This is a genomic window from Bacillus sp. JJ1503 (genome assembly GCF_036965125.1).
In the GTDB taxonomy this organism is placed as follows: domain Bacteria; phylum Bacillota; class Bacilli; order Bacillales; family Cytobacillaceae; genus Cytobacillus.
This window is the reverse complement of record NZ_JBALOZ010000013.1, coordinates 1-17,473: the sequence shown is the minus strand read 5'-3', so window position 1 is coordinate 17,473 and position 17,473 is coordinate 1. Positions and strand designations below refer to the sequence as shown.

33 protein-coding genes and 1 riboswitch are annotated in these 17,473 nt (G+C 37.2%); of the genes, 9 read left to right on the top strand and 24 right to left on the bottom strand.

Annotated features, from left to right (window positions below; genetic code table 11):
• Positions 1 to 27: 27 nt before the first annotated feature.
• The 3 genes from V7149_RS01705 to V7149_RS01700 all read left to right on the top strand — a co-directional run bounded on the left by V7149_RS01705 (position 28) and on the right by V7149_RS01700 (position 1,069).
• Positions 28 to 204, top strand: a complete 177-nt coding sequence (locus V7149_RS01705; RefSeq protein WP_335343935.1) for a hypothetical protein — start codon at positions 28 to 30, stop codon at positions 202 to 204.
• 160 nt (positions 205 to 364) lie between these two features.
• Positions 365 to 529 (top strand): sporulation histidine kinase inhibitor Sda, encoded by a 165-nt coding sequence (gene sda / locus V7149_RS26435; RefSeq protein ID WP_438824074.1) that lies wholly within the window; start codon positions 365 to 367, stop codon positions 527 to 529.
• Between the two features lie 27 nt (positions 530 to 556).
• Positions 557 to 642: riboswitch (cyclic di-GMP riboswitch) on the top strand.
• A 67-nt stretch (positions 643 to 709) separates the two neighbouring features.
• Positions 710 to 1,069: a response regulator gene (locus tag V7149_RS01700; RefSeq protein ID WP_335343934.1), complete on the top strand. Its 360-nt coding sequence runs from the start codon at positions 710 to 712 to the stop codon at positions 1,067 to 1,069.
• A 68-nt stretch (positions 1,070 to 1,137) separates the two neighbouring features.
• Here V7149_RS01700 and V7149_RS01695 read toward each other — a convergent pair whose 3' ends face one another.
• The 19 genes from V7149_RS01695 to V7149_RS01605 form a co-directional block, all read right to left on the bottom strand.
• Entirely contained in the window at positions 1,138 to 1,296 is a 159-nt protein-coding gene (locus V7149_RS01695; RefSeq protein WP_335343933.1) for a hypothetical protein, read from the bottom strand.
• Positions 1,297 to 1,354: 58 nt separating this feature from the next.
• Positions 1,355 to 2,068: a hypothetical protein gene (locus V7149_RS01690; RefSeq protein WP_335343932.1), complete on the bottom strand. Its 714-nt coding sequence runs from the start codon at positions 2,066 to 2,068 to the stop codon at positions 1,355 to 1,357.
• A 26-nt stretch (positions 2,069 to 2,094) separates the two neighbouring features.
• Entirely contained in the window at positions 2,095 to 2,466 is a 372-nt protein-coding gene (locus V7149_RS01685; RefSeq protein WP_335343931.1) for a replication terminator protein, read from the bottom strand.
• A 12-nt stretch (positions 2,467 to 2,478) separates the two neighbouring features.
• A complete protein-coding gene (locus V7149_RS01680; protein WP_335343930.1) occupies positions 2,479 to 2,889 on the bottom strand; it encodes a RusA family crossover junction endodeoxyribonuclease in 411 nt (136 codons plus the stop codon).
• Positions 2,889 to 3,440 carry a dUTP diphosphatase gene (locus V7149_RS01675; RefSeq protein ID WP_335343929.1) on the bottom strand — a complete coding sequence of 184 codons (552 nt, stop codon included), beginning with the start codon at positions 3,438 to 3,440 and terminating at the stop codon, positions 2,889 to 2,891. Before V7149_RS01675 ends, V7149_RS01680 begins: the two co-directional genes overlap by 1 nt.
• Before the next feature lies 1 nt (position 3,441).
• Complete coding sequence (locus tag V7149_RS01670) at positions 3,442 to 3,651, bottom strand: hypothetical protein (protein ID WP_335343928.1); 210 nt, start codon at positions 3,649 to 3,651, stop codon at positions 3,442 to 3,444.
• A 95-nt stretch (positions 3,652 to 3,746) separates the two neighbouring features.
• Positions 3,747 to 3,989, bottom strand: a complete 243-nt coding sequence (locus tag V7149_RS01665; RefSeq protein WP_335343927.1) for a hypothetical protein — start codon at positions 3,987 to 3,989, stop codon at positions 3,747 to 3,749.
• On the bottom strand, positions 3,986 to 4,201 hold the full coding sequence (locus tag V7149_RS01660; RefSeq protein WP_335343926.1) for a hypothetical protein: 216 nt from the start codon (positions 4,199 to 4,201) through the stop codon (positions 3,986 to 3,988). Before V7149_RS01660 ends, V7149_RS01665 begins: the two co-directional genes overlap by 4 nt.
• Positions 4,202 to 4,433: 232 nt before the next feature.
• On the bottom strand, positions 4,434 to 4,637 hold the full coding sequence (locus V7149_RS01655; protein WP_335343925.1) for a hypothetical protein: 204 nt from the start codon (positions 4,635 to 4,637) through the stop codon (positions 4,434 to 4,436).
• A 4-nt stretch (positions 4,638 to 4,641) separates the two neighbouring features.
• Positions 4,642 to 5,556, bottom strand: coding sequence for a DnaD domain protein (locus V7149_RS01650; RefSeq protein ID WP_335343924.1), 915 nt, complete (start codon positions 5,554 to 5,556; stop codon positions 4,642 to 4,644).
• Positions 5,557 to 5,581: 25 nt separating this feature from the next.
• Positions 5,582 to 5,743, bottom strand: a complete 162-nt coding sequence (locus V7149_RS01645) for a hypothetical protein (protein ID WP_335343923.1) — start codon at positions 5,741 to 5,743, stop codon at positions 5,582 to 5,584.
• Entirely contained in the window at positions 5,740 to 6,546 is an 807-nt protein-coding gene (recT, locus tag V7149_RS01640) for a recombination protein RecT (protein WP_335343922.1), read from the bottom strand. The genes V7149_RS01645 and recT overlap by 4 nt, the downstream gene beginning before the upstream one ends.
• A 14-nt stretch (positions 6,547 to 6,560) precedes the next feature.
• Positions 6,561 to 7,496 carry a YqaJ viral recombinase family protein gene (locus V7149_RS01635; RefSeq protein ID WP_335343921.1) on the bottom strand — a complete coding sequence of 312 codons (936 nt, stop codon included), beginning with the start codon at positions 7,494 to 7,496 and terminating at the stop codon, positions 6,561 to 6,563.
• A gap of 100 nt (positions 7,497 to 7,596) precedes the next feature.
• Positions 7,597 to 7,797 carry a hypothetical protein gene (locus V7149_RS01630; RefSeq protein ID WP_335343920.1) on the bottom strand — a complete coding sequence of 67 codons (201 nt, stop codon included), beginning with the start codon at positions 7,795 to 7,797 and terminating at the stop codon, positions 7,597 to 7,599.
• 334 nt (positions 7,798 to 8,131) lie between these two features.
• Positions 8,132 to 8,332 carry a hypothetical protein gene (locus V7149_RS01625; protein ID WP_335343919.1) on the bottom strand — a complete coding sequence of 67 codons (201 nt, stop codon included), beginning with the start codon at positions 8,330 to 8,332 and terminating at the stop codon, positions 8,132 to 8,134.
• 14 nt (positions 8,333 to 8,346) lie between these two features.
• Positions 8,347 to 8,613 (bottom strand): helix-turn-helix domain-containing protein, encoded by a 267-nt coding sequence (locus tag V7149_RS01620; protein ID WP_335343918.1) that lies wholly within the window; start codon positions 8,611 to 8,613, stop codon positions 8,347 to 8,349.
• A 143-nt stretch (positions 8,614 to 8,756) separates the two neighbouring features.
• Positions 8,757 to 9,545, bottom strand: coding sequence for a phage antirepressor (locus tag V7149_RS01615; protein WP_335343917.1), 789 nt, complete (start codon positions 9,543 to 9,545; stop codon positions 8,757 to 8,759).
• On the bottom strand, positions 9,545 to 9,847 hold the full coding sequence (locus V7149_RS01610; RefSeq protein WP_438824075.1) for a hypothetical protein: 303 nt from the start codon (positions 9,845 to 9,847) through the stop codon (positions 9,545 to 9,547). Before V7149_RS01610 ends, V7149_RS01615 begins: the two co-directional genes overlap by 1 nt.
• A gap of 39 nt (positions 9,848 to 9,886) precedes the next feature.
• The gene (locus V7149_RS01605; protein ID WP_335343915.1) at positions 9,887 to 10,096 is read right to left on the bottom strand and encodes a helix-turn-helix domain-containing protein; all 210 of its coding nucleotides are present in this window, start codon (positions 10,094 to 10,096) and stop codon (positions 9,887 to 9,889) included.
• Positions 10,097 to 10,163: 67 nt separating this feature from the next.
• Between V7149_RS01605 and V7149_RS01600 the strand changes: the two genes are divergently transcribed.
• Positions 10,164 to 10,418 (top strand): hypothetical protein, encoded by a 255-nt coding sequence (locus V7149_RS01600; RefSeq protein ID WP_335343914.1) that lies wholly within the window; start codon positions 10,164 to 10,166, stop codon positions 10,416 to 10,418.
• Here the strand turns inward: V7149_RS01600 and V7149_RS01595 are convergent.
• Together V7149_RS01595 and V7149_RS01590 are read right to left on the bottom strand one after the other, a co-directional pair.
• Positions 10,396 to 10,659 carry a hypothetical protein gene (locus tag V7149_RS01595; protein ID WP_335343913.1) on the bottom strand — a complete coding sequence of 88 codons (264 nt, stop codon included), beginning with the start codon at positions 10,657 to 10,659 and terminating at the stop codon, positions 10,396 to 10,398. The two genes, V7149_RS01600 and V7149_RS01595, sit on opposite strands and share 23 nt — an antisense overlap.
• 30 nt (positions 10,660 to 10,689) lie before the next feature.
• Positions 10,690 to 10,923 carry a helix-turn-helix transcriptional regulator gene (locus V7149_RS01590; protein WP_335343912.1) on the bottom strand — a complete coding sequence of 78 codons (234 nt, stop codon included), beginning with the start codon at positions 10,921 to 10,923 and terminating at the stop codon, positions 10,690 to 10,692.
• Between the two features lie 157 nt (positions 10,924 to 11,080).
• On the opposite strand from V7149_RS01590, the gene V7149_RS01585 reads away from it, so the two are divergent.
• From V7149_RS01585 to V7149_RS01565, 5 genes are all read left to right on the top strand, one after another.
• Positions 11,081 to 11,425, top strand: coding sequence for a helix-turn-helix domain-containing protein (locus tag V7149_RS01585; protein WP_335343911.1), 345 nt, complete (start codon positions 11,081 to 11,083; stop codon positions 11,423 to 11,425).
• A gap of 73 nt (positions 11,426 to 11,498) precedes the next feature.
• Entirely contained in the window at positions 11,499 to 12,128 is a 630-nt protein-coding gene (locus tag V7149_RS01580; protein WP_335343910.1) for an ImmA/IrrE family metallo-endopeptidase, read from the top strand.
• Positions 12,121 to 12,507, top strand: coding sequence for a hypothetical protein (locus V7149_RS01575; RefSeq protein ID WP_335343909.1), 387 nt, complete (start codon positions 12,121 to 12,123; stop codon positions 12,505 to 12,507). Before V7149_RS01580 ends, V7149_RS01575 begins: the two co-directional genes overlap by 8 nt.
• Positions 12,482 to 12,862, top strand: coding sequence for a hypothetical protein (locus V7149_RS01570; RefSeq protein ID WP_335343908.1), 381 nt, complete (start codon positions 12,482 to 12,484; stop codon positions 12,860 to 12,862). Before V7149_RS01575 ends, V7149_RS01570 begins: the two co-directional genes overlap by 26 nt.
• A 46-nt stretch (positions 12,863 to 12,908) precedes the next feature.
• A complete protein-coding gene (locus V7149_RS01565) occupies positions 12,909 to 14,057 on the top strand; it encodes a tyrosine-type recombinase/integrase (protein ID WP_335343907.1) in 1,149 nt (382 codons plus the stop codon).
• Positions 14,058 to 14,120: 63 nt separating this feature from the next.
• Here V7149_RS01565 and rlmD read toward each other — a convergent pair whose 3' ends face one another.
• The 3 genes from rlmD to V7149_RS01550 form a co-directional block, all read right to left on the bottom strand.
• Positions 14,121 to 15,491, bottom strand: coding sequence for a 23S rRNA (uracil(1939)-C(5))-methyltransferase RlmD (gene rlmD, locus V7149_RS01560; protein ID WP_335343906.1), 1,371 nt, complete (start codon positions 15,489 to 15,491; stop codon positions 14,121 to 14,123).
• Positions 15,492 to 15,926: 435 nt separating this feature from the next.
• Entirely contained in the window at positions 15,927 to 16,205 is a 279-nt protein-coding gene (locus V7149_RS01555) for a hypothetical protein (RefSeq protein ID WP_335343905.1), read from the bottom strand.
• Between the two features lie 101 nt (positions 16,206 to 16,306).
• Positions 16,307 to 17,239: a diacylglycerol kinase gene (locus tag V7149_RS01550; RefSeq protein ID WP_335343904.1), complete on the bottom strand. Its 933-nt coding sequence runs from the start codon at positions 17,237 to 17,239 to the stop codon at positions 16,307 to 16,309.
• Between the last annotated feature and the right edge of the window lie 234 nt (positions 17,240 to 17,473).

The following is a 17,473-nucleotide window of genomic DNA, read 5'->3' as shown; positions in this document are numbered from 1 at the left end:
ATTTTGCACAAAGGAGTTATAATTATTATGGAAGCTTTTGCATTGATTCCACTTTTATTTATGCTTGTTATTTATTTGGTAATTATCGGCTTTACTGTTTGGTTTTGTATTAGCCTAATCAAGGCACAAAAAGAAAGAAATCAAATTTTAAGAGAAATCTCGTCAAAATTAGATGGTGATAACTTTATAAAGAAGGAAGAGTAATTAACTCTTTCTTTTTTATTTTCTAGTAAACTTAATAATTCTTGTGTTACTAAGTTCTCATACCATTTGCACAACTAATTTCCCATTGGAATAAAATAGAATTTACGTTAATATAATCTATGGTTTAATTTTCCAATGGTTGTGAAAAGAGAGGATTAATTTGTGCTCATTAAAAGTATTGACAAACAGTATGTTGCTTTGCACCTATAGAAAGGCTTGTAGCCTTAATCTTTCGCAGGACTTTATAAAGATTTTAGAGACTGAGCTTCATAAACGAGATATTGATTATCAAAAGAAGCCAATTGAAGTTAAAAGCCAAACATAATTTTCCCAATGTGACAAAGTATGTTAATCTTTATTAGGGCAAATTTTACGAAAGTAAAAGACGCAAAGCCACGGGCCTAAAACAATTCATGTAATGGTAGCCGGGTTGCAAAAAATCTAAATAACATCTAGAGGATTCCCTTTCCTAATTTGCCTTAGTATTTAGTGAAAGGTGTTTTAAATGAATAAAACCGTATTAATTGCTGATGATTCAAGGTTTCTAAGAAATTTAATCAAGAACCTCTTATATGAAGAAGGCTTCCAAGTTTTTTATGAAGCTTCTGATGGTACAAGTGCCGTCTCTTTATATAAAGAAAAGTCTCCAGACATTGTGTTATTAGATTTAACTATGCCTACCTTGAATGGTATTGATGCACTAAAAAAAATTATTGATTATGATCCAAAAGCAAATGTAATTATTTGTTCTGCAATGGGTCAAAACAGGTTGATAGTGGAAGCGATAAACTCTGGAGCAAAAGACTTTATTGTCAAGCCCTATTTTAATGAGCTGGTTCCAGCAGTTAGAAAATTATTTATTTAGTTCGCATTTCATAATGAAGTGCTTTTTTTTATTAAACTTAATACAAAGTCAGTTACTTAAACTCGTATTCACCTGCTGTCTTTTTTATAGAGCACAGCATGCTTTTTAGTAAGCCGGCTTTCTTTTCTAATATCCTGCTTTGACACGCCTTCCTCATAAATGACTAATACCTGAAGTAGTTCTCGATCAAGGCTAACTCCGTTTGCTTCGACAACTCTTCTAGCCACTATCGTTCACTCCTTAATAGTCAGGCGCCTCTCATAACGAGAAACGCCCTTTATTTAATTAAGCAATAATAACGATCTGCCCTTTTTCAATTTCCAATTCTAGTGCAGCTTGTAAATAATCTTTGATATTTCTCATAGCACTCAGCTTCCATGCTCCTCCATCAGCTTCGAATAAAGCGCATGAAGGCCCTTTTTGCATTCTGAAAATAAATTCTGACTCAGGTTGTTCTACCTCAACAAAAGTCCGGTACGGGGCAAGAACGACAGGATTGGGAACAAGCACATTTCCTACTGTTGCAACACCAGTTTTGGCAACTACCGATTGACTCACTCCATCATCACCAACCGTCTGTACAGCCTCCTCTTTGATGTTGCCAACAACCTTTAGCATGATGTCTCTGTCCTCATTTTTTACGAATGCTGACTGCAATTTGATATTGAAATCCTCTGAATCGTAAAAACGGTCAAATGAAAATGATGGCAACATCGCCTTCGCTTGGATATACTCATTTCGGTTGTAATTACCATTAAAAGAGCTAAAGACTACAACTTCTGTTGGACTTAAAACATGGACCATCCTTTGATCAAATTCATCTTCATCAAATTCTGACTTTAAATACTCAACCAACCCTGAAAGGCTTCTAACCTGCAAAGGTGCTGGCGTTGGCTCTTTAATTAAGTGTATTGGTTGAGTGGAATAATCCTGGCCACCAACTTCCTCGACTCGAGTATTTCCTAAACCAACAATGTATTTAATAGCTTCTTTAATCATTTTTCATTCCTCCAATTAGTAGTTTATTAGTTTTTGAAATTAACAATTTTAGATCCGCGGTCATCTTGTATTTCACCAGTTTCCATATCGATATAAGTCTGACCTTTGATACCTGATTTGAGTTCGGCACCAGTGATGTTCCCCCTACTATCCATATCCTTAATGAATTTTGCTTCGATTTGTTTAGCTGGGGCTAGTACACTTTTTGCAACCACTGTCGATAGAACGACATCCCTTTTATCATCAGCTGATAAAGTGATTGTTAATGTTAGTTTTCTTTTCTTCGTAGCATCTGTGTTAGGATCGGCAATATTTTCAAGGATTTTTTGAAGTTCAACATTTGCTCTCTCAGCAAGAGCACCGTCTGCAAAAGTGTTTAAATCAATAATTTTCGGCAATATAATAACCTCCTATATTTCTGTAATTGTTACTTCAATTCGTGGTGTCTCGCTGTACCATTTGCTAATATGTAAATCCACGACCTGGCTATCGTCTTTCCAAATGACTGATTTGAGAGCATCTTTAATCCCTTTGACGTAGTTATCAACGTCTGGCTTTGTTAAGGGTCTTAACTCCCCCCTCTCAGCAGCTAAAGTTTTCTTTTTACTAAAACTTTTTAGGGATGGTTTATATATTTTTACCTTCATTTCAACTGGACCAGTAATTAATGTTGGTGGACGATACTGTGAAGCAACCAGCTTTACATATTTTTTGAAATCCTTTGATTTTGCCGGGTCATACATTCTTACTTGCCCATTTATGGTTGTTGCTCGAGGCCTTCCTTGCGCCACTGGTTCCCCGAAGACTGTGAAGTGAATCATCAGTATCCACTCTCCTGCCTTTGATGATTTATCTTGTTCTTTTCGAAATAGGCTTGTTCGATTTGTTCCCAAGTGAATCCAAGCATTTCACCTAAGTGATAGTAAGCAGCGAATAAATAAGGGAAATTGAAATCGTAATTAACGGATGTAGTAAGGTAAAAAATATAACTAAATTGTTCTGTGATCGTTCTACTTTTTTGACTCTTGCCACGGATCTCATCGGCAATTTCTTTAAAATAATCTTCAACATCAAATTGAATTTCTTCTGCTATTTCAATGCCAATTTCAAAAACAAAATGCAAGCCGTCCACATATTCTTCAAGCAAGGGATTATAAAATTCTTTGTCCTCATCCATCATGCAAGGCACCCTCACAGCAGAGGTATGCGGCAATTGATTTACACTCCAAAATTTAAATCCTCGCCATTCGTTCGCACATTCTCCAAGCTCAACTAGGAGAGCAAGCACCAATTTATTAAACCGATCCGGCTCATTGTAATTAATCCGATCACGAAGCACTTTTTGTATTTCAAATAACTTTTTTAAATCCACGTCAATCAACCTTTCTCAACTTGGCTATCCAGCAACTGCTTTGCGTATTTTCCACAAAGATTTTCCTGTTAAAGCTATCCCTATCGAAAAGCTTTCCCTCTCTTGAATGCTCAGTAAGAGGATAAATCACTTTAAATCCCCTTGCTTCCAAATCTTTGATAGCCTGTTCAGCCTCGTATTTCCTTTGTCTACGAATTGTGACCGGAAACATAGGTTAGCCTCCTTTGCAATTCCTCTATAGCAGCTGTCTTTAGTTCTGTATACCGACTTATGTACTGTAGCTGACCAAGGTTTGCTTTATTAAGATCAATGTTCAAGGAGTAGCCCTCCTTCACGTCTGGTAATCTTGTCTTCTCGAGCAAGATGGATAAGAGCAATCAATACCTCATCCGGATCTCTCTTAAAGTACTCTGCTATTTCTTCAACAGTATTGCCTTCATGCCACATGCTCGATATATCGAAAAGCTCTTCTTCATCCCAAAAGTAATTTAAATTCTCGCAAACTATGATTCTGTTTTTTCGAGCATTGATTAAATGTAAACCCATCATTTTACCTCAAAGTATTCCTTACCAAAGTGTTCAACAATTATTTTCATTGTTTTGGGTCCTATCCCCTTAACCTTTTCTAAATCATCAAACTTGGTAGCAAAAAACATACAAGCACTGTATTTTCCTTGCTGAAATCCATGTTTAGTACCAACTTCAAACCCCTTCTGATAACCTTCTTCTCGGGCCTTTTGAATAACTGGATTCTTACTCATGACGACTTATACTTTTGTGCATAACATTCCATGCACGGTCCTTCCACAACATAACCGTTCGGTTTGCCACAATCCTTGCAAAGCTTTGAGTATGTTTTCCAATTGTGGTCACATTCAGGACACTCCATGGCTACAAGCGTTTTCTCTTTCCTGCGAACAACTCCAGCAGTGAGACATTTAGGACACCGAGTGAAGGGTTTAACATTTGAAGCGCGCATGCATATCTCTCCTTTCAGAACCACTTGTTTTGATCCTTTTCAGCATCTACTTGCCGAAATGATGCTAGGACTAATTCATATTTCAGTTCCTCGTAATCTAGTTGATTTAATGGGATTCCTTGCTGACTAACTGTAATGCCTAACTTCTGTAACCTCTCCAAAACAAAGTTATGCTTTATATTAATCTCGACCACAGCTGCCTTTTTAAGGACCGCCATCTTTTCAACTCCCTGCTTTCAATTTTTTTAGTGTTTCTTCTAGTTCAGCTTTTTTGCGGCTTATGTCATTTACTGGCTGTTTAGGCACTTCCTGCTGGGGATTATCTTCATCGAACCAATCAGGCAGCTTTTCTGTACGAATAGAACCTCTCCTTGGGTATGGCTTTACTTTTGTCTTATTAAACTTCTCTACCTCATAAGCTCTTACTCTATCAAGGGTAGTAAGTTTGTTATTGGCCCATTCTTTTAGGAGGTACTCAACAAATCCGTAATAACGTTTATTTTTGTTATCTGCAATGATAATAGCCTCATTTACTATTTCCGTTTTCCCTTCAAAATCATCCACCCACTGAAATAAAGAGTGCGACTGATTAGGCGACAAACGACATAGTAACTTTTCAAAAAGCTGAACGGGATTATCAATCGCCGTGGTAGTAGTAGTTTTTTTAAATTCTTTAATTCTTAAATTCTTTAATTCTTGTTCTTGTTCGGAGTTAGTTCGTACTTCGTTCGGAGTTAGTTCGGCATTAGTTCGGACTTCCTCGTTTAGGGTGTTCGGAGTTTCCTCTGAATCACTCTCCAAATCTTGATACTTCGCATAATTGACTATGGTGAACAGTGTTCCTACTTCCGTTTCTTGAACGTTCACCCTTTCGGACTCAATTAGTTTGTTAACGCAACTCTTAATTGTGCTGAGTGAGTACTTTTTGTAGCCTCTTCCTTCTTTATAAGACAGGTCATCTGCTAATTTTCGGTAGGATCGGATGTACTGCCCGCGCTTTAAGTCGATGCCTTTTGTCTTAACCCCGTCCCTATGGCTTGCCTGTGATATTAAGTAAAGAAAGAGCCTAAAAGTTGAAACATCATGCCATAAATCCGACTCAAACAATTCTCGATGTAATTTAAACCATCCTTGCACGCTTGTACCTCCTCCCTATCGAAAATCACTTTTTAGTACAAATAGCCATTCCGTTTTTTATTGATTTAATGGTATAATCCGGATATTTTTTCATATACTCTAGTACAAGCTTTTTTAAATGATCTTTATCCTTTGCCTGCTCGAATATCCAGGCAGGCAGAAGGACATTTGTTTTAAAGTTGATCATTCAAAATCAATCTGTTCCTGTTCAAGTGCAGAAGGCTTTCCTTCCTGCTGTTCTTCAACATGAATGGCATCCATTTCAATGTATTCCGGCTCAGCAGTGACATCTTTTCTTATTACTTCATCCTGAGTTGCCTGCTGCTGGATCTCTACACTTATAGGCAAGTACTTCCACATATGACGAATAACAGTTTTCTTGGCCATTTCCTCAAAATCTGTTACCCATGGGCCGTTTTTTGAAGCTTTTGAACGTCCTCTTCGCTTCTCAATTTCCTGCATATCCATTACTTCAAATTGATACCCACCATCTTTAAAATGAGCAACTGCATATACATATTGCATCTTTCCTCGCTCACCTGTTGCTGGCTTGTGTTTAAGCTTGGGTTCAAGCCCTAATTCGTATTCAAACTCATCATTTTCATAAACTGCATGAGCGTAAATGTTTTGAATCTGTCCAGATCTCCTAGCAAGATCAATCATTCCTTTGTAGCCAATAATAAAAGTGGCTTCTTTTCCATATGGAATGATATAACAGTGACCGATAAGACCTGGTTCAAGGCCTAATTGTGCAGCTTGCATGACCGCACCCATTAAAGAAGGAACATTGCACTCTAGCAACTTAGGGGTAGTTCTTATTGTGGTAAGAGCAATTCTTCCAAGCCTGTCCGCGTCCATATGCTTAGGTAAAGCCTTCTCTATTTCAGGTCCCATCTTCTTTAGATATGCAGCAATAGTGGTTGCTGGCGAAGCTGGTTTGTTATTAGCTTTGTTTGCTAATTGATTTTTAACATCTTGATTAGTAGCCATTTATAGATTCCTCCTTATTTCACCGCAAAACGGCGATAGCTTGATGGTTGGGTGAACTTGTTAAATAAGTCAGGGTACTCGGATGAAAAGCGTTTACTATCAAATCTGTTGGATGTAATAGACTTCCAAGTAATTAGCCTCTCACCAGCAATTGCCTTTTCGTTCTCACCCATTAACACCTTTATCTTGTTCTCATACTCTTTCTTTTGAGTTTCCAGTTCCTTTAATTCCTCATTTACTTGATCAAGTGCATCTAAATAAGTACTTGTTTCAGGAGGTAAGGTTATCTCTGTATTTGGAATTGATTCCGGGTACATAACCTTTAAAAGATCAACAGAAGCATCAGAACCATCGAACGCAGGAGGAATTTGTTTTAATACATGCTCTTCCCAAAAATTCTTTTCAATATCGATAAGGTATTGAATTAACTCTTCGTCCCGTTCGACTTTTTTATAAACGAATTTATTTCCACCAATTAGAACTGCTATATGCCAAGCTACATACCCTGTGACAGCCATGTAGTGCTGACATTGTAAGAGATAAGAAGCCGGTATTTCTTCGCCTTCCCATAAGTCCTTTAGGTATTCCGAAGCCGTTTTGCACTCAAGTCCTTCTCTTGCACCGACAATCAATCTATCAACATTAGCTAGCATAAAATGATGTTCTGGATGTTTTAGAATGGCGTTTCTTCTCCGGACTTTCAGGCCAGTACGCTTCGAAAACTCTTGAGCAACAATATCTTCCATCATATTGCCCCAATATGCAGCCTCCCCTGCCATATCTACATCCGGAGCCTGTCCCGTTTTATCTAAATAAACACCTACTGGAGACTTCCATTTATTAAGACCAGCAATAGCAGCTGCATCTGATCCACCGATACCAGCTTTTCGAGCCTTCAACCATTCTTCACGAGACATATCAACTGTTAGTGTTAATACTTGTGCTTGCATTTTAATCCTCCCTTTACCGCCACAATTTGATATGCTACAATGACGGTAATTAATTGATTTTCAAATCCATTAACTCCTGTTCCCAGCAGGAGTTTTTTCATTACCCAGCTACTTTACACATAGACATATTCGCAATGTATTGCTGACAACACTCAGAGTCTTGATGGACCCAACCCTCATCAAATTCGTAAATGTCGTCACCTTCATAAATATCTTCACGACAACCTTCACATTCACCAACAACTTCTGGATCCTGTTGATCATTCCAAAGACGATCTACGACCATAGGATTTTCAACCATGATCTAAACCTCCTTCCTATGTATTTTTCAAAGATCAGTTGGTGCTTTCATTCGCACCGTTGAAGCTAGAAAGGTAAAGGTAGATGTGGAGGGGAAACCTTCCTAGCCTCAACGGTAAGAACAAAAGTTCTTGCCGCTATATTCTAATTGAGGTAAAATATAGTTAAACGTTGTATTGGTTGTTGATTCTGAGCAGTAAGTTAAGTGCCAGCTTAGCTTGCTGCTTTTTCTTTTCTGGTTTGATTAGCAAACAATTTTAGTAGTTCATGCTTTGAATTGCTAGGTAGCATTAGCCATACTCCAGCTTTAATTCTCATTCGTTTTCATCCTCCTTTTAGTACCAACGACCACTCTTGTCGTAATGCCACCAAGTGTCGTCATAGTAGACTTTTAGACAATCCTCTTGCTTATCCCAAACAACTTCTTTTACTTTTGATAGGCAATATTCTTTTTGTATTTCAAATCCCATAGACTTTAGATGCTTTACGTGAATTGATAAGAATAAAAAATATTGCTTTGGTGTTAGTCCAAACATCTGCTTCCCTCCAATTAAGCTACATAGCTTATAAACCCTCCGATTAGCTTTGATAGTGTATGGACAACTGTTGTTATATCGACTCCACACAGAAGAGCAGCCAATGCCTCTGGGGCTTGAGTAACTTGAAACCATCTAATTGCATCCGATATTTTTAATTCCATCTTGTTGTTTTCAACTTTTGATATTGTGCTACGTGGCATGTACAATTGTTCAGCTAACGCTTCTTGACTTAAACCTGATAACATACGAGTTTTTCTAAAAATTGAACCCAACTGCATGATCATCACCCCCTTTCAAATGTTCTAATTTAGAACATGTTCTAGCATTGAACAGAATTGATGAATAAATAGATTTAAAATTTATATATGAAGGAACTAGCACCGATTTTTTTGCTTGGCGGCTTCTTCGATGCAAGTCTCTTTCAAATTGCTACCTTTACGTTTTTTAATAGAATTTCTGCTAGTTTTACTTGGCCTTTACCAGTAATCAGTGTGGTTAATTTCTCTACATCCCCCTCTGTTCTGGCAACAATGGTTAGTCTTACATCAAATAGACCTTGCTCGATATAAATCTGTTTAGGGTTGTTATACTCACGGCCTTGTTTGATTAAGTAACCATTTTCACGAAGCCATTCGAACATTTTGTTGCGGCCAATTTTGATACCGTGCTTGTCGTACATCATCTTTGCGAAAACTCCTATACTAATCGCACCAGATGAATTAGACACCACTTTTCCGAAATTGGTATAAGGAAGATCTGCTTGCTGTTGAGCAATCACTCTATCTCTCTGCTGTTCAGCTTGTTCTCGTAACAACCGTTCTTCTTTAATAGTGGTAAGTAGTTTTATACCGAAGTCTGGATCGTTTAAAATATTTTCAATAGTTTGTGGAGTTGCATACATACCGTGTTTTCGAATAGATGGCAGAACTTCTTGTTTCACCCATTTTTTGAACATCTTTGCTTCTAGTTTGCGGCTAGTAAGAATTAACTCGTAAAGGCCACTTTCATTAACAAACCAAGTTTGGCGGTTTTGACCTGATAGGAATAATGTTCCCATCAGCTTTTCATCATCATCTAAGCGTTCGACCGCCTTACTGACTTGACTAAAGATTTCACAAACATCTTTTGCAACAAACCAAGGTTGGTTCTCATGAATTATTGTTCTTAATTCTTGACCGTTAAAATCAAATACTCTTTGTAACTCGTTCATTAAATTGCCTCCTTACTAAAATAGTTGGTGTTTTGCTCTATCCAGTTGGTGTTCTTTTCAATCCACTTCATTAACATGTGAGTTGGAATTTTAACGCCAAATTCGCGATTTACCGGAAAGTCTGGTCTAGCCATTAACTCCGCCATCTTAGTAGGTCCACATCTGAGAATATTCATTGCCTCTTCCCTTGTTAAAACAAGAGGCAAATTATTTAATGAGCTAATTCTTTCAGTAATAATATCTGTTGCCCGATCTGCAATCTTTTGAGCAATTGCATCAACAAAATCATCACTAACCAACATGTCTAATTTGAGCACGACTGCACCTCCTGGGTTCAAAGATTATGGCCATAAGCAGTGATCATTTAAGTAATCCCAATCAAAGCCTATCGCTTTGGCAACTTTGCTAATTTTTAATGCCGATGGATTATAAGGTTTGTTTGTTTCGATTCTTTTCACAACGTAGATTGAGACGTCTGCTTTGTCAGCTAGTTGTTGCCTAGTTAATCCCAATTTCTCTCTTTCTTGTTTGACGAAATCGAAAACGTACATTGATTTACCTCCTAGAAGGTTTTCCTCTCTTCCTGTCGAAATGTGACTATGGAAGGAGGTGGAAATTTTGGATTTCGAGAAAATTTATAGCGAATCATTAAGTAAGGCCATCAATAAATCAATTCAATCAATCTTTGAAAAAGATAGCTCAGAGTCAGAAAAGTTAAAGTTAAGTGATCCAGAGCTTTACGATGAGGTTCAAGGAATTAAATTAATGCAAAAGTTCAGTGCACAAGTCGCTATTGAAACTGTAAAACTCTATCATGAAGAGTTAACTCAAAAGTTAAAAAAACACGGAATTAATATTGACGAACTTGATTAGCAGCAACTAAAAATGCACGTTCGGATTTACTTAATTTAGAGTTCTCGAAAAATGTTTTTGGATTCGAGTATTTGTTCATCTCAACCTCCATTGTCGCGGTGGCTGTTTTGTTCACTTCTATATCTAGTTCAAAATCATTAATTTGCTGAAGAGTTTCCTGTAGTTGCTCAGATAGAGTGGCAGCTCTTTCTAACAATTTTTGAAACTCTTCTGCATTTATAAAGCTGATACTTGCTTTCATAGGTTCACCTCTATTGTTTGATTTGGTACTTTAGGCCGTTTTCTCTTTGTTCCCTTTCGGAACTTGATAAGTAAAAAAAATAGCATCTACTGTTGTCTCAAGAGCATCCGCAATTCGTTTCATAACCTTCATAGAAGGATCTTTTCTTCCAGCTTCAATATTTGTATAGTATGCTCTTGATATTTCTGCTCTAGAAGCAACAGAGTCGTGTGTTAATTTAAGTTCATTTCTTCGATTAATAAGGTCTTTTCTTTGATGAGACAATTACTAACCCTCCTTTTAGTTCCGATTAGGAACTACATTTGCTTTCATTATAGTTCCTATACGGAACTATGTCAATACATTTTGTTCCGAAAATCTACGTTTCTTTTAGGAACATATTTTTGTACAATTGAGGTATATTGTTCCGGTGGTGATTTTTATGGAAACATTTGCTCAAAGGTTTAAATACCTTAGGGAAAAAATGGGTTGGACTCAAGAAGATGTCGCTGAAAAATTAGGGTTATCGCGTCCTACAATTGCCGGTTATGAATCAGAAGAGAAAAATAGGACTCCCAGAGAGGAAACGCTATTAAAAATAGCAGATTTATTTGATACAACTATCGATTTTCTACTAGGAAGGACCAATGATCCACAGCCGTCTTCTAAAAAGGAAGAAATCAATTCTGCATTTTACAATTATGAAAAATTAACCGATGAAGAAAAAGAGTTTCTAGACATGCAGCTAGAATTATTCAGAGATATGAAAAAGAAGAAAAATAAATAAAGGCCAAAGCCTTATTTATTTTTAGATAAAAACAGAACATACATTCGCAAACATAATCATTGGAGTGATTTAGTTGCTAACTTTGTATAAAAAAACTGATTTAGAAATGCTGATAGAAAAACTATATAAGGACAAAGACATTCTTACTCCTTCTGATTTATCAATAAAGAATATAAGTGAGTCTTTTAATTTTCATATTAAATACATAGAAAAAATTCCTTCTAGAGCTTTATGGGATGAGGAAGATGCAATGATCTTTTTGGACCCATCATTACCCGAAAAAAAACAACGAGCCATTTTTTTTCATGAAATTGGTCATCCCTTTAGGCATATAGGAGCTCAAGAAGAAATGGAGTGTAAATTGTTTATTGATCTACAAGAAACTCAAGCAAATCAATTCCAACTTTACGCAGCAATACCTTCTTTTATGTTGAATTCTATTGAACTACCGAATAATGAGTTTTATGCAATAAAAGCAATAGAAGAAATATTTAATATTCCTTTTTCTTTGGCTGCAAAAAGGATGGAACAAATTAAGCAGAGAGTATTAAGGAACAAAATTGATATAGCAATAATTGAAAAAGAACAAAACAGGTACTCAAAGGTTGCTCAGGACTGGTCAGAGGAAACAAAAACACTCTTACAGCAATTAGAGAATCAACTGAAACAAAAGAAAACAGAAAGGGTGCTAACAAGTGTCTAGACAGGCTGTTTATTACGAAGAAATTGACGGAAATGAATATCCTTATTGGTTTGTAATTACTGTTGAAAACGGAGAAATAGATTGGGATAATGATACCTTTTATTTTGAGGTAAAGGCCCCATTTGAAAAGTTTAGTAGATTTGACTTTGATGAATATCTGATGGGGGTGTCTATTGATTCCGCTGATATTATCCGATCAAATACTCATATCTCAACTCTAGGAATCACGTTGAAAAATATTAAAAAACGAATAATTGAACATGAAGCTAATCCTCTTCAAGTTCGTCAACTAATATTTTTAATGTCTGATATCGAAGAAAGTCTTTCACTATTTAGTAAGGAGTTGAGCTTCAATGCCGCAGCAGCGACTTTATTATGAATATGTTGACCGAAAACTCGTTCCATATTGGTATGTCCTTACTTTTTCCTCTTGTGAACTAAACTGGGACAAGCATGTATTTTACTACAACGCAATTAAACCTTTTGAATATATAGGAAGGGATGAATTTGATGAATCAATCATCAGCATGCCGATTTATCTTTCAGATTTAGTTATTAATGGTGACCTTCCAGATAAAATTGGTCTTCATTTAAGTACTATTCGAAAGAGGATTGAAAGAAATGGAATTGATCCGTATATAGTTCGTCAATTAATTATCTCTGCAAATGAATTAGATGAATTTATTCCTTTGCTGTCAAAGGAAAGAAATATGACTCTGTTAATACAAAATTAAACTAAAAAATTGCAGTAGTTATGTTCATTATTAAGGAGGAAACATAATGGCTTATTTTCAAAAGGTCCCTGCTAAAAATAAACAAGGATACAAATGGAAATGTACAGAAGATGGACCTCGTGATCCAATTACAGGTAAGAGGAGACAAGTTACAAGAAGAGCTGATACAAAAAAAGAAGCACAAGAGAAAGTAGATGCGGCAATTGAAAAGATAAAGGCAAAGGATGCAAATGGAGTTTCAAGCGATCTTGCCGAAATCACAGTCGAAGGCTTATTTGTAAAATGGTTTGAGTTAATTATGAAGAGAAAAGTAAAAGAAACTACATTCAAAGAGTATACTAACGCTTATAATTATCGAATTAAACCTGTCTTAGGTAAATTTAAATTAACTCAATTAAACCCTATTAACCTACAAAAGTTTGTAAACGACCTATCAGACGAAGGCTTATCACCTAGATACGTTGAATACATTAGTACAATATTGTATGGAGCCTTAGAAACTGCCCGTAAGTGGAAAGTCATTCAAGTTAACCCTCTAGTAGATGTCGAAAAGCCGCGACCAAGGAGAGTTGAACAAAAAACATGGTCGATTGATGAGATGAACCTTTTTTTACTGACTACTAGGTTAAATGATTTTAGAACGCACTCAATTGTTAACCTAGCGCTTAACACTGGTTGCAGAAGGGGTGAGATCTTATCTTTAAAATGGTCTGATTTAGATGAGGAAAGCAAAAATCTCACTGTTGAACGAACTCTTGTATATGACAAAGATGGATTTCGGTTTACTACTCCTAAATCTGAATCCTCTATTAGAAAAATTAAAATTGGAGATTCACTAATAAAAGAATTAAAAGAATGGAAAGCCCATCAAAATAAAATTAAAATGGCATATCGTAATGTTTTTGAAGATATTGATATAATTTTCTCAACTCATACTGGTAAGCCGATCTTCCCTAGAAGCTTAACTTCTGATTTTAACAGAGCAATAAAAAACACCAATGTAACAAAAATTCGTTTCCACGATTTGCGACACACACACGCTACTATGTGTCTCGAAGCTGGAATGTCTTTGAAAGAGGTGCAAGATCGTCTCGGCCACAGCAGTATAAAAACAACTGGTGATGTATATGCTCACGTAACTGAATCAATGAAGGAAAAGTCAGTTGATTTGTTCGAAAAATACATTTCAAATTAAGGATTTTGCAAGGTATGTGGTTAAAATGTGGTCAATGCCAACATACCTTGCATCAAAACCTTGTTATATCAAGGTTAATTTTGCTACTGCTTCCACGTGCATCGTCTGCGGAAACATATCCACCGGCTGCACTTCCACTGTCTTATACCCGCCATCCTCCAGTATCCGCAAATCTCTCGCCAACGTCCCCGGATTGCAGCTGACATAAACGACTTTCTTCGGCCTCATTTCAATAATTGTGTTCAAAAGTGCTTCATCGCAGCCCTTTCGTGGAGGATCAACGACTAACACATCTGCAGAATTGCCCTGCTCATACCATTTAGGTATCACCACTTCCGCTTCCCCAACAGCAAACTCTGCATTAGTAATCCCATTGAGTTCCGCATTCCGCTTTGCATCCTCAATTGCTTCCGGCACAATTTCGACACCGAAAACCTTCTTAGCCTTTTGAGCAAGGAATAAAGAAATGGTTCCGATCCCACAATAAGCGTCAATCACGTTTTCTTCACCGCTTAAATCTGCGTATTGCAACGCTTTATCATATAGAACCTTTGTCTGCTCTGGGTTGACTTGATAAAAGGAACGGGCAGAGATTGCAAATTTAATATCTCCGATGAAATCATAGATGACTTCCTCACCCCAAAGAACCTTTGTATGGTCACCAAAGATGACATTCGTTTTCTTTGAGTTGACGTTGTGAACAATGGATTTGATGCCTTTTATTCGTGAAGCAATTTCCTCTACAATCTTATTTTTATTCGGAAGGTCATTCGTTCTGGTAATGAGCACAACCATTACTTCTCCAGTTACGAGACCGTGTCGGGCCATAATATGGCGTAGATCTCCTTTATGCTTGCCCTCATTGTATGCACGAACACCGTAACGACTGCAGATATCAATTACAGTCTGAACAACTTCATCATTTTTTTCCTGCTGAATGATGCATTCTTTCATATCAATAATTTGATGGGTACGCTGCTGATAAAAGCCGCCGATGAGGCCTCCCTCTTGCTCGCCAACCGGAACCTGGGCCTTATTGCGATAGCGCCAAGGCTCTTTCATGCCTAAGACAGGGTGAACCTTAACATTTTCGAGTTTTCCAATCCGCTCTAGCACGTCCCTAACTTGCTTTTCCTTCGCTTTCAGCTGCCCTTCATAGCTTAAGTGTTGAAGCTGGCATCCGCCGCATTCTTTGTAAATAGGGCATGCCGCCTCAACCCGATATGGGCTTTTTTCATACATTTCAACAATCCGGCCGAATCCATAGCCTTTATTCACCTTAATTACTTTAACTTTTGCCTTTTCACCGGGAAGCCCGTTCGGAATAAATAACGGATAGCCCTCAACCTTAGCTACCCCAGCCCCATCATGAGTTAAATCTTCAAAAATCACATCTATATAATCGTTTTTTTGTACTGGTAATGTTTTACTCATTCGTTTCGTCCTTTTTTTCAGCATTAATAAGGGAAATTGTATCATATTATTGGGGGAATACGAAATACTGACGAACCTTTTGTGTTAGAAACAAAAGAGGATATTATCGTTAGTTTTTTGAGGGGTATTAACAAACGAAGAAAATAAGATAAAAAGTTAACCGGAGTATTCACCTGGGAATTTAATGTTCAATATAACAATGTCAGAGCCATGAAACTCATAATAAATACAAAACTTCCTGACAATAACTCTTGAGATGCCAATGAATCGTCCGAATTCCTCCATATATGATTTAGATAGTATTGGGTTTAATAACAGGTCTTCAACTTCTAGTACGAGGTTTATTAAAAAATCTTTGGTTTCTTCCGGTGTAAAATGAATACTTTGAAGGGTAAAAAGTTTTTCAAGATAGGTTCTGGCCATATGACTCTTCTTTTATTTCTCATCATTAAAGTCCGTTTCTTTTATCCTGTTTATTAATTCTTTGGATGTCATAAATCTTTGATGACGATAGGCATCTCGACTCTTCTCAAACTTTTCCGCCAATGTGGGATCAGCATTTACCTCTTCGTTTATTGACATTTCATTTTCTGTCTGTAAAATAATCTTGAATTTCCCCTTTCCAGGGACAAAGATTTCACTTTCACTGTGGTTTTGATTCATTTGATTCATCTTTTCGATCAGTTCGTTCACAATCCTTTCACTAATACTCATGTTTAACATCACCCCTTTTATAAAATTCTCTTAAAGTTTATCACATTTCATATGCTTAGTATGCAAAAAGCCCGCCCCCAATAGGAACGAGCTCCTCTTTCTTATAAGGAACTTGCCCAATCCCTCGGGCGGTCCTCATCACGGATTTGATCAATTGGTACAAAGACTTCTAAATGGCGATAAAGATTCACAAATTCGGCTGGCAGCAATCCGCCGAATTCGCCATCAAGATTTAGTTGGAGTTTTTCGCTAGACTGTACTTTTATCCGGTTCGCTTGTGTATAAATGACTTGCGGATCATTGATATGCTCACCGCGGACTGCCAGTGTTGCAATTCGGATAAAATCAGCTAGGTTTGTCTTTTTCAAAATTAATAAGGAAAACAAGCCGTCATTAATCGATGAATCTGGAGCGAGCTTTTCAAATCCACCGACTGAATTGGTTAACCCAACAAGGAAAAGCATCGCCTCCCCTTCAAAAAGCTTCCCATCATACTCAATACTCACTTCCGTTGATCGAATGGATGGAAGCATTTCAATCCCTTTTAAATAATAGGCGAGCTGCCCAAGCATCGTTTTCAGCTTGCTTGGCACTTCATAAGTAAGCTCTGTCAGCCTGCCACCGCCGGCAATATTAATAAAATACTTATCATTAATCCGTCCAATGTCGACAGGGATCCTATCACCTTTAACGATGATATCTGCTGCAGCTTCAATATCCCTCGGAATATGCAGAGCCCGTGCAAAATCATTCGTTGTACCTACTGGAATGATTCCGAGCTTCGGCCGGTAAGCTTGTTCTGCCAGTCCGTTGACAACCTCATTAATCGTACCGTCTCCCCCTGCAGCCACGACAAGGTCATATTTACGTTCGACAGCCATTCGTGCAGCCTTTGTTGCATCTCCTGGTCCTGTTGTCGCATGGCAAGATGTCTCATAACCTGCTGTTTCCAGCTTTTGTAATACTTCCGCCAAATGTTTTTTAAAAATTTCCCGACCGGAAGTTGGATTATAAATAATTCTTGCTCTTTTCATACCCATCATCCTATTAATAAACTTTAAGTTACATCATCCGTTTTCTCATTCAGTTAACATCATATCTAAAAGGCAACAACATATCAATTTTTTACCTAAACCGAAGACAGAACTAAGCACATAAAGTGAAACTTCAATCAGTGGGGTGGTTCAACGCTCAGTACAAGCTAGTGCACACATCGCAACAGGACATCGCGTTCATAGTCTGCCTCATCTCCCACTGATTGTTAGTTG

Coding starts and splice junctions, on each gene's coding strand:
- V7149_RS01665 (WP_335343927.1), bottom strand. CDS start 3,989: ATGATGGGTTTACATTTAATCAATGCTCGAAAAAACAGAATCATAGTT.
- V7149_RS01585 (WP_335343911.1), top strand. CDS start 11,081: ATGGAAACATTTGCTCAAAGGTTTAAATACCTTAGGGAAAAAATGGGT.
- V7149_RS01645 (WP_335343923.1), bottom strand. CDS start 5,743: ATGATCAACTTTAAAACAAATGTCCTTCTGCCTGCCTGGATATTCGAG.
- V7149_RS01630 (WP_335343920.1), bottom strand. CDS start 7,797: ATGGTTGAAAATCCTATGGTCGTAGATCGTCTTTGGAATGATCAACAG.
- V7149_RS01605 (WP_335343915.1), bottom strand. CDS start 10,096: ATGTACGTTTTCGATTTCGTCAAACAAGAAAGAGAGAAATTGGGATTA.
- V7149_RS01615 (WP_335343917.1), bottom strand. CDS start 9,545: ATGAACGAGTTACAAAGAGTATTTGATTTTAACGGTCAAGAATTAAGA.
- V7149_RS01660 (WP_335343926.1), bottom strand. CDS start 4,201: ATGAGTAAGAATCCAGTTATTCAAAAGGCCCGAGAAGAAGGTTATCAG.
- V7149_RS01705 (WP_335343935.1), top strand. CDS start 28: ATGGAAGCTTTTGCATTGATTCCACTTTTATTTATGCTTGTTATTTAT.
- V7149_RS01635 (WP_335343921.1), bottom strand. CDS start 7,496: ATGCAAGCACAAGTATTAACACTAACAGTTGATATGTCTCGTGAAGAA.
- V7149_RS01550 (WP_335343904.1), bottom strand. CDS start 17,239: ATGAAAAGAGCAAGAATTATTTATAATCCAACTTCCGGTCGGGAAATT.
- V7149_RS01680 (WP_335343930.1), bottom strand. CDS start 2,889: ATGATTCACTTCACAGTCTTCGGGGAACCAGTGGCGCAAGGAAGGCCT.
- V7149_RS01625 (WP_335343919.1), bottom strand. CDS start 8,332: ATGTTTGGACTAACACCAAAGCAATATTTTTTATTCTTATCAATTCAC.
- V7149_RS01690 (WP_335343932.1), bottom strand. CDS start 2,068: ATGATTAAAGAAGCTATTAAATACATTGTTGGTTTAGGAAATACTCGA.
- V7149_RS01595 (WP_335343913.1), bottom strand. CDS start 10,659: ATGAAAGCAAGTATCAGCTTTATAAATGCAGAAGAGTTTCAAAAATTG.
- rlmD (WP_335343906.1), bottom strand. CDS start 15,491: ATGAGTAAAACATTACCAGTACAAAAAAACGATTATATAGATGTGATT.
- V7149_RS01555 (WP_335343905.1), bottom strand. CDS start 16,205: ATGAGTATTAGTGAAAGGATTGTGAACGAACTGATCGAAAAGATGAAT.
- V7149_RS01620 (WP_335343918.1), bottom strand. CDS start 8,613: ATGCAGTTGGGTTCAATTTTTAGAAAAACTCGTATGTTATCAGGTTTA.
- V7149_RS01610 (WP_438824075.1), bottom strand. CDS start 9,847: ATGTTGGTTAGTGATGATTTTGTTGATGCAATTGCTCAAAAGATTGCA.
- V7149_RS01570 (WP_335343908.1), top strand. CDS start 12,482: ATGCCGCAGCAGCGACTTTATTATGAATATGTTGACCGAAAACTCGTT.
- V7149_RS01655 (WP_335343925.1), bottom strand. CDS start 4,637: ATGGCGGTCCTTAAAAAGGCAGCTGTGGTCGAGATTAATATAAAGCAT.
- recT (WP_335343922.1), bottom strand. CDS start 6,546: ATGGCTACTAATCAAGATGTTAAAAATCAATTAGCAAACAAAGCTAAT.
- V7149_RS01700 (WP_335343934.1), top strand. CDS start 710: ATGAATAAAACCGTATTAATTGCTGATGATTCAAGGTTTCTAAGAAAT.
- V7149_RS01670 (WP_335343928.1), bottom strand. CDS start 3,651: ATGTTTCCGGTCACAATTCGTAGACAAAGGAAATACGAGGCTGAACAG.
- V7149_RS01565 (WP_335343907.1), top strand. CDS start 12,909: ATGGCTTATTTTCAAAAGGTCCCTGCTAAAAATAAACAAGGATACAAA.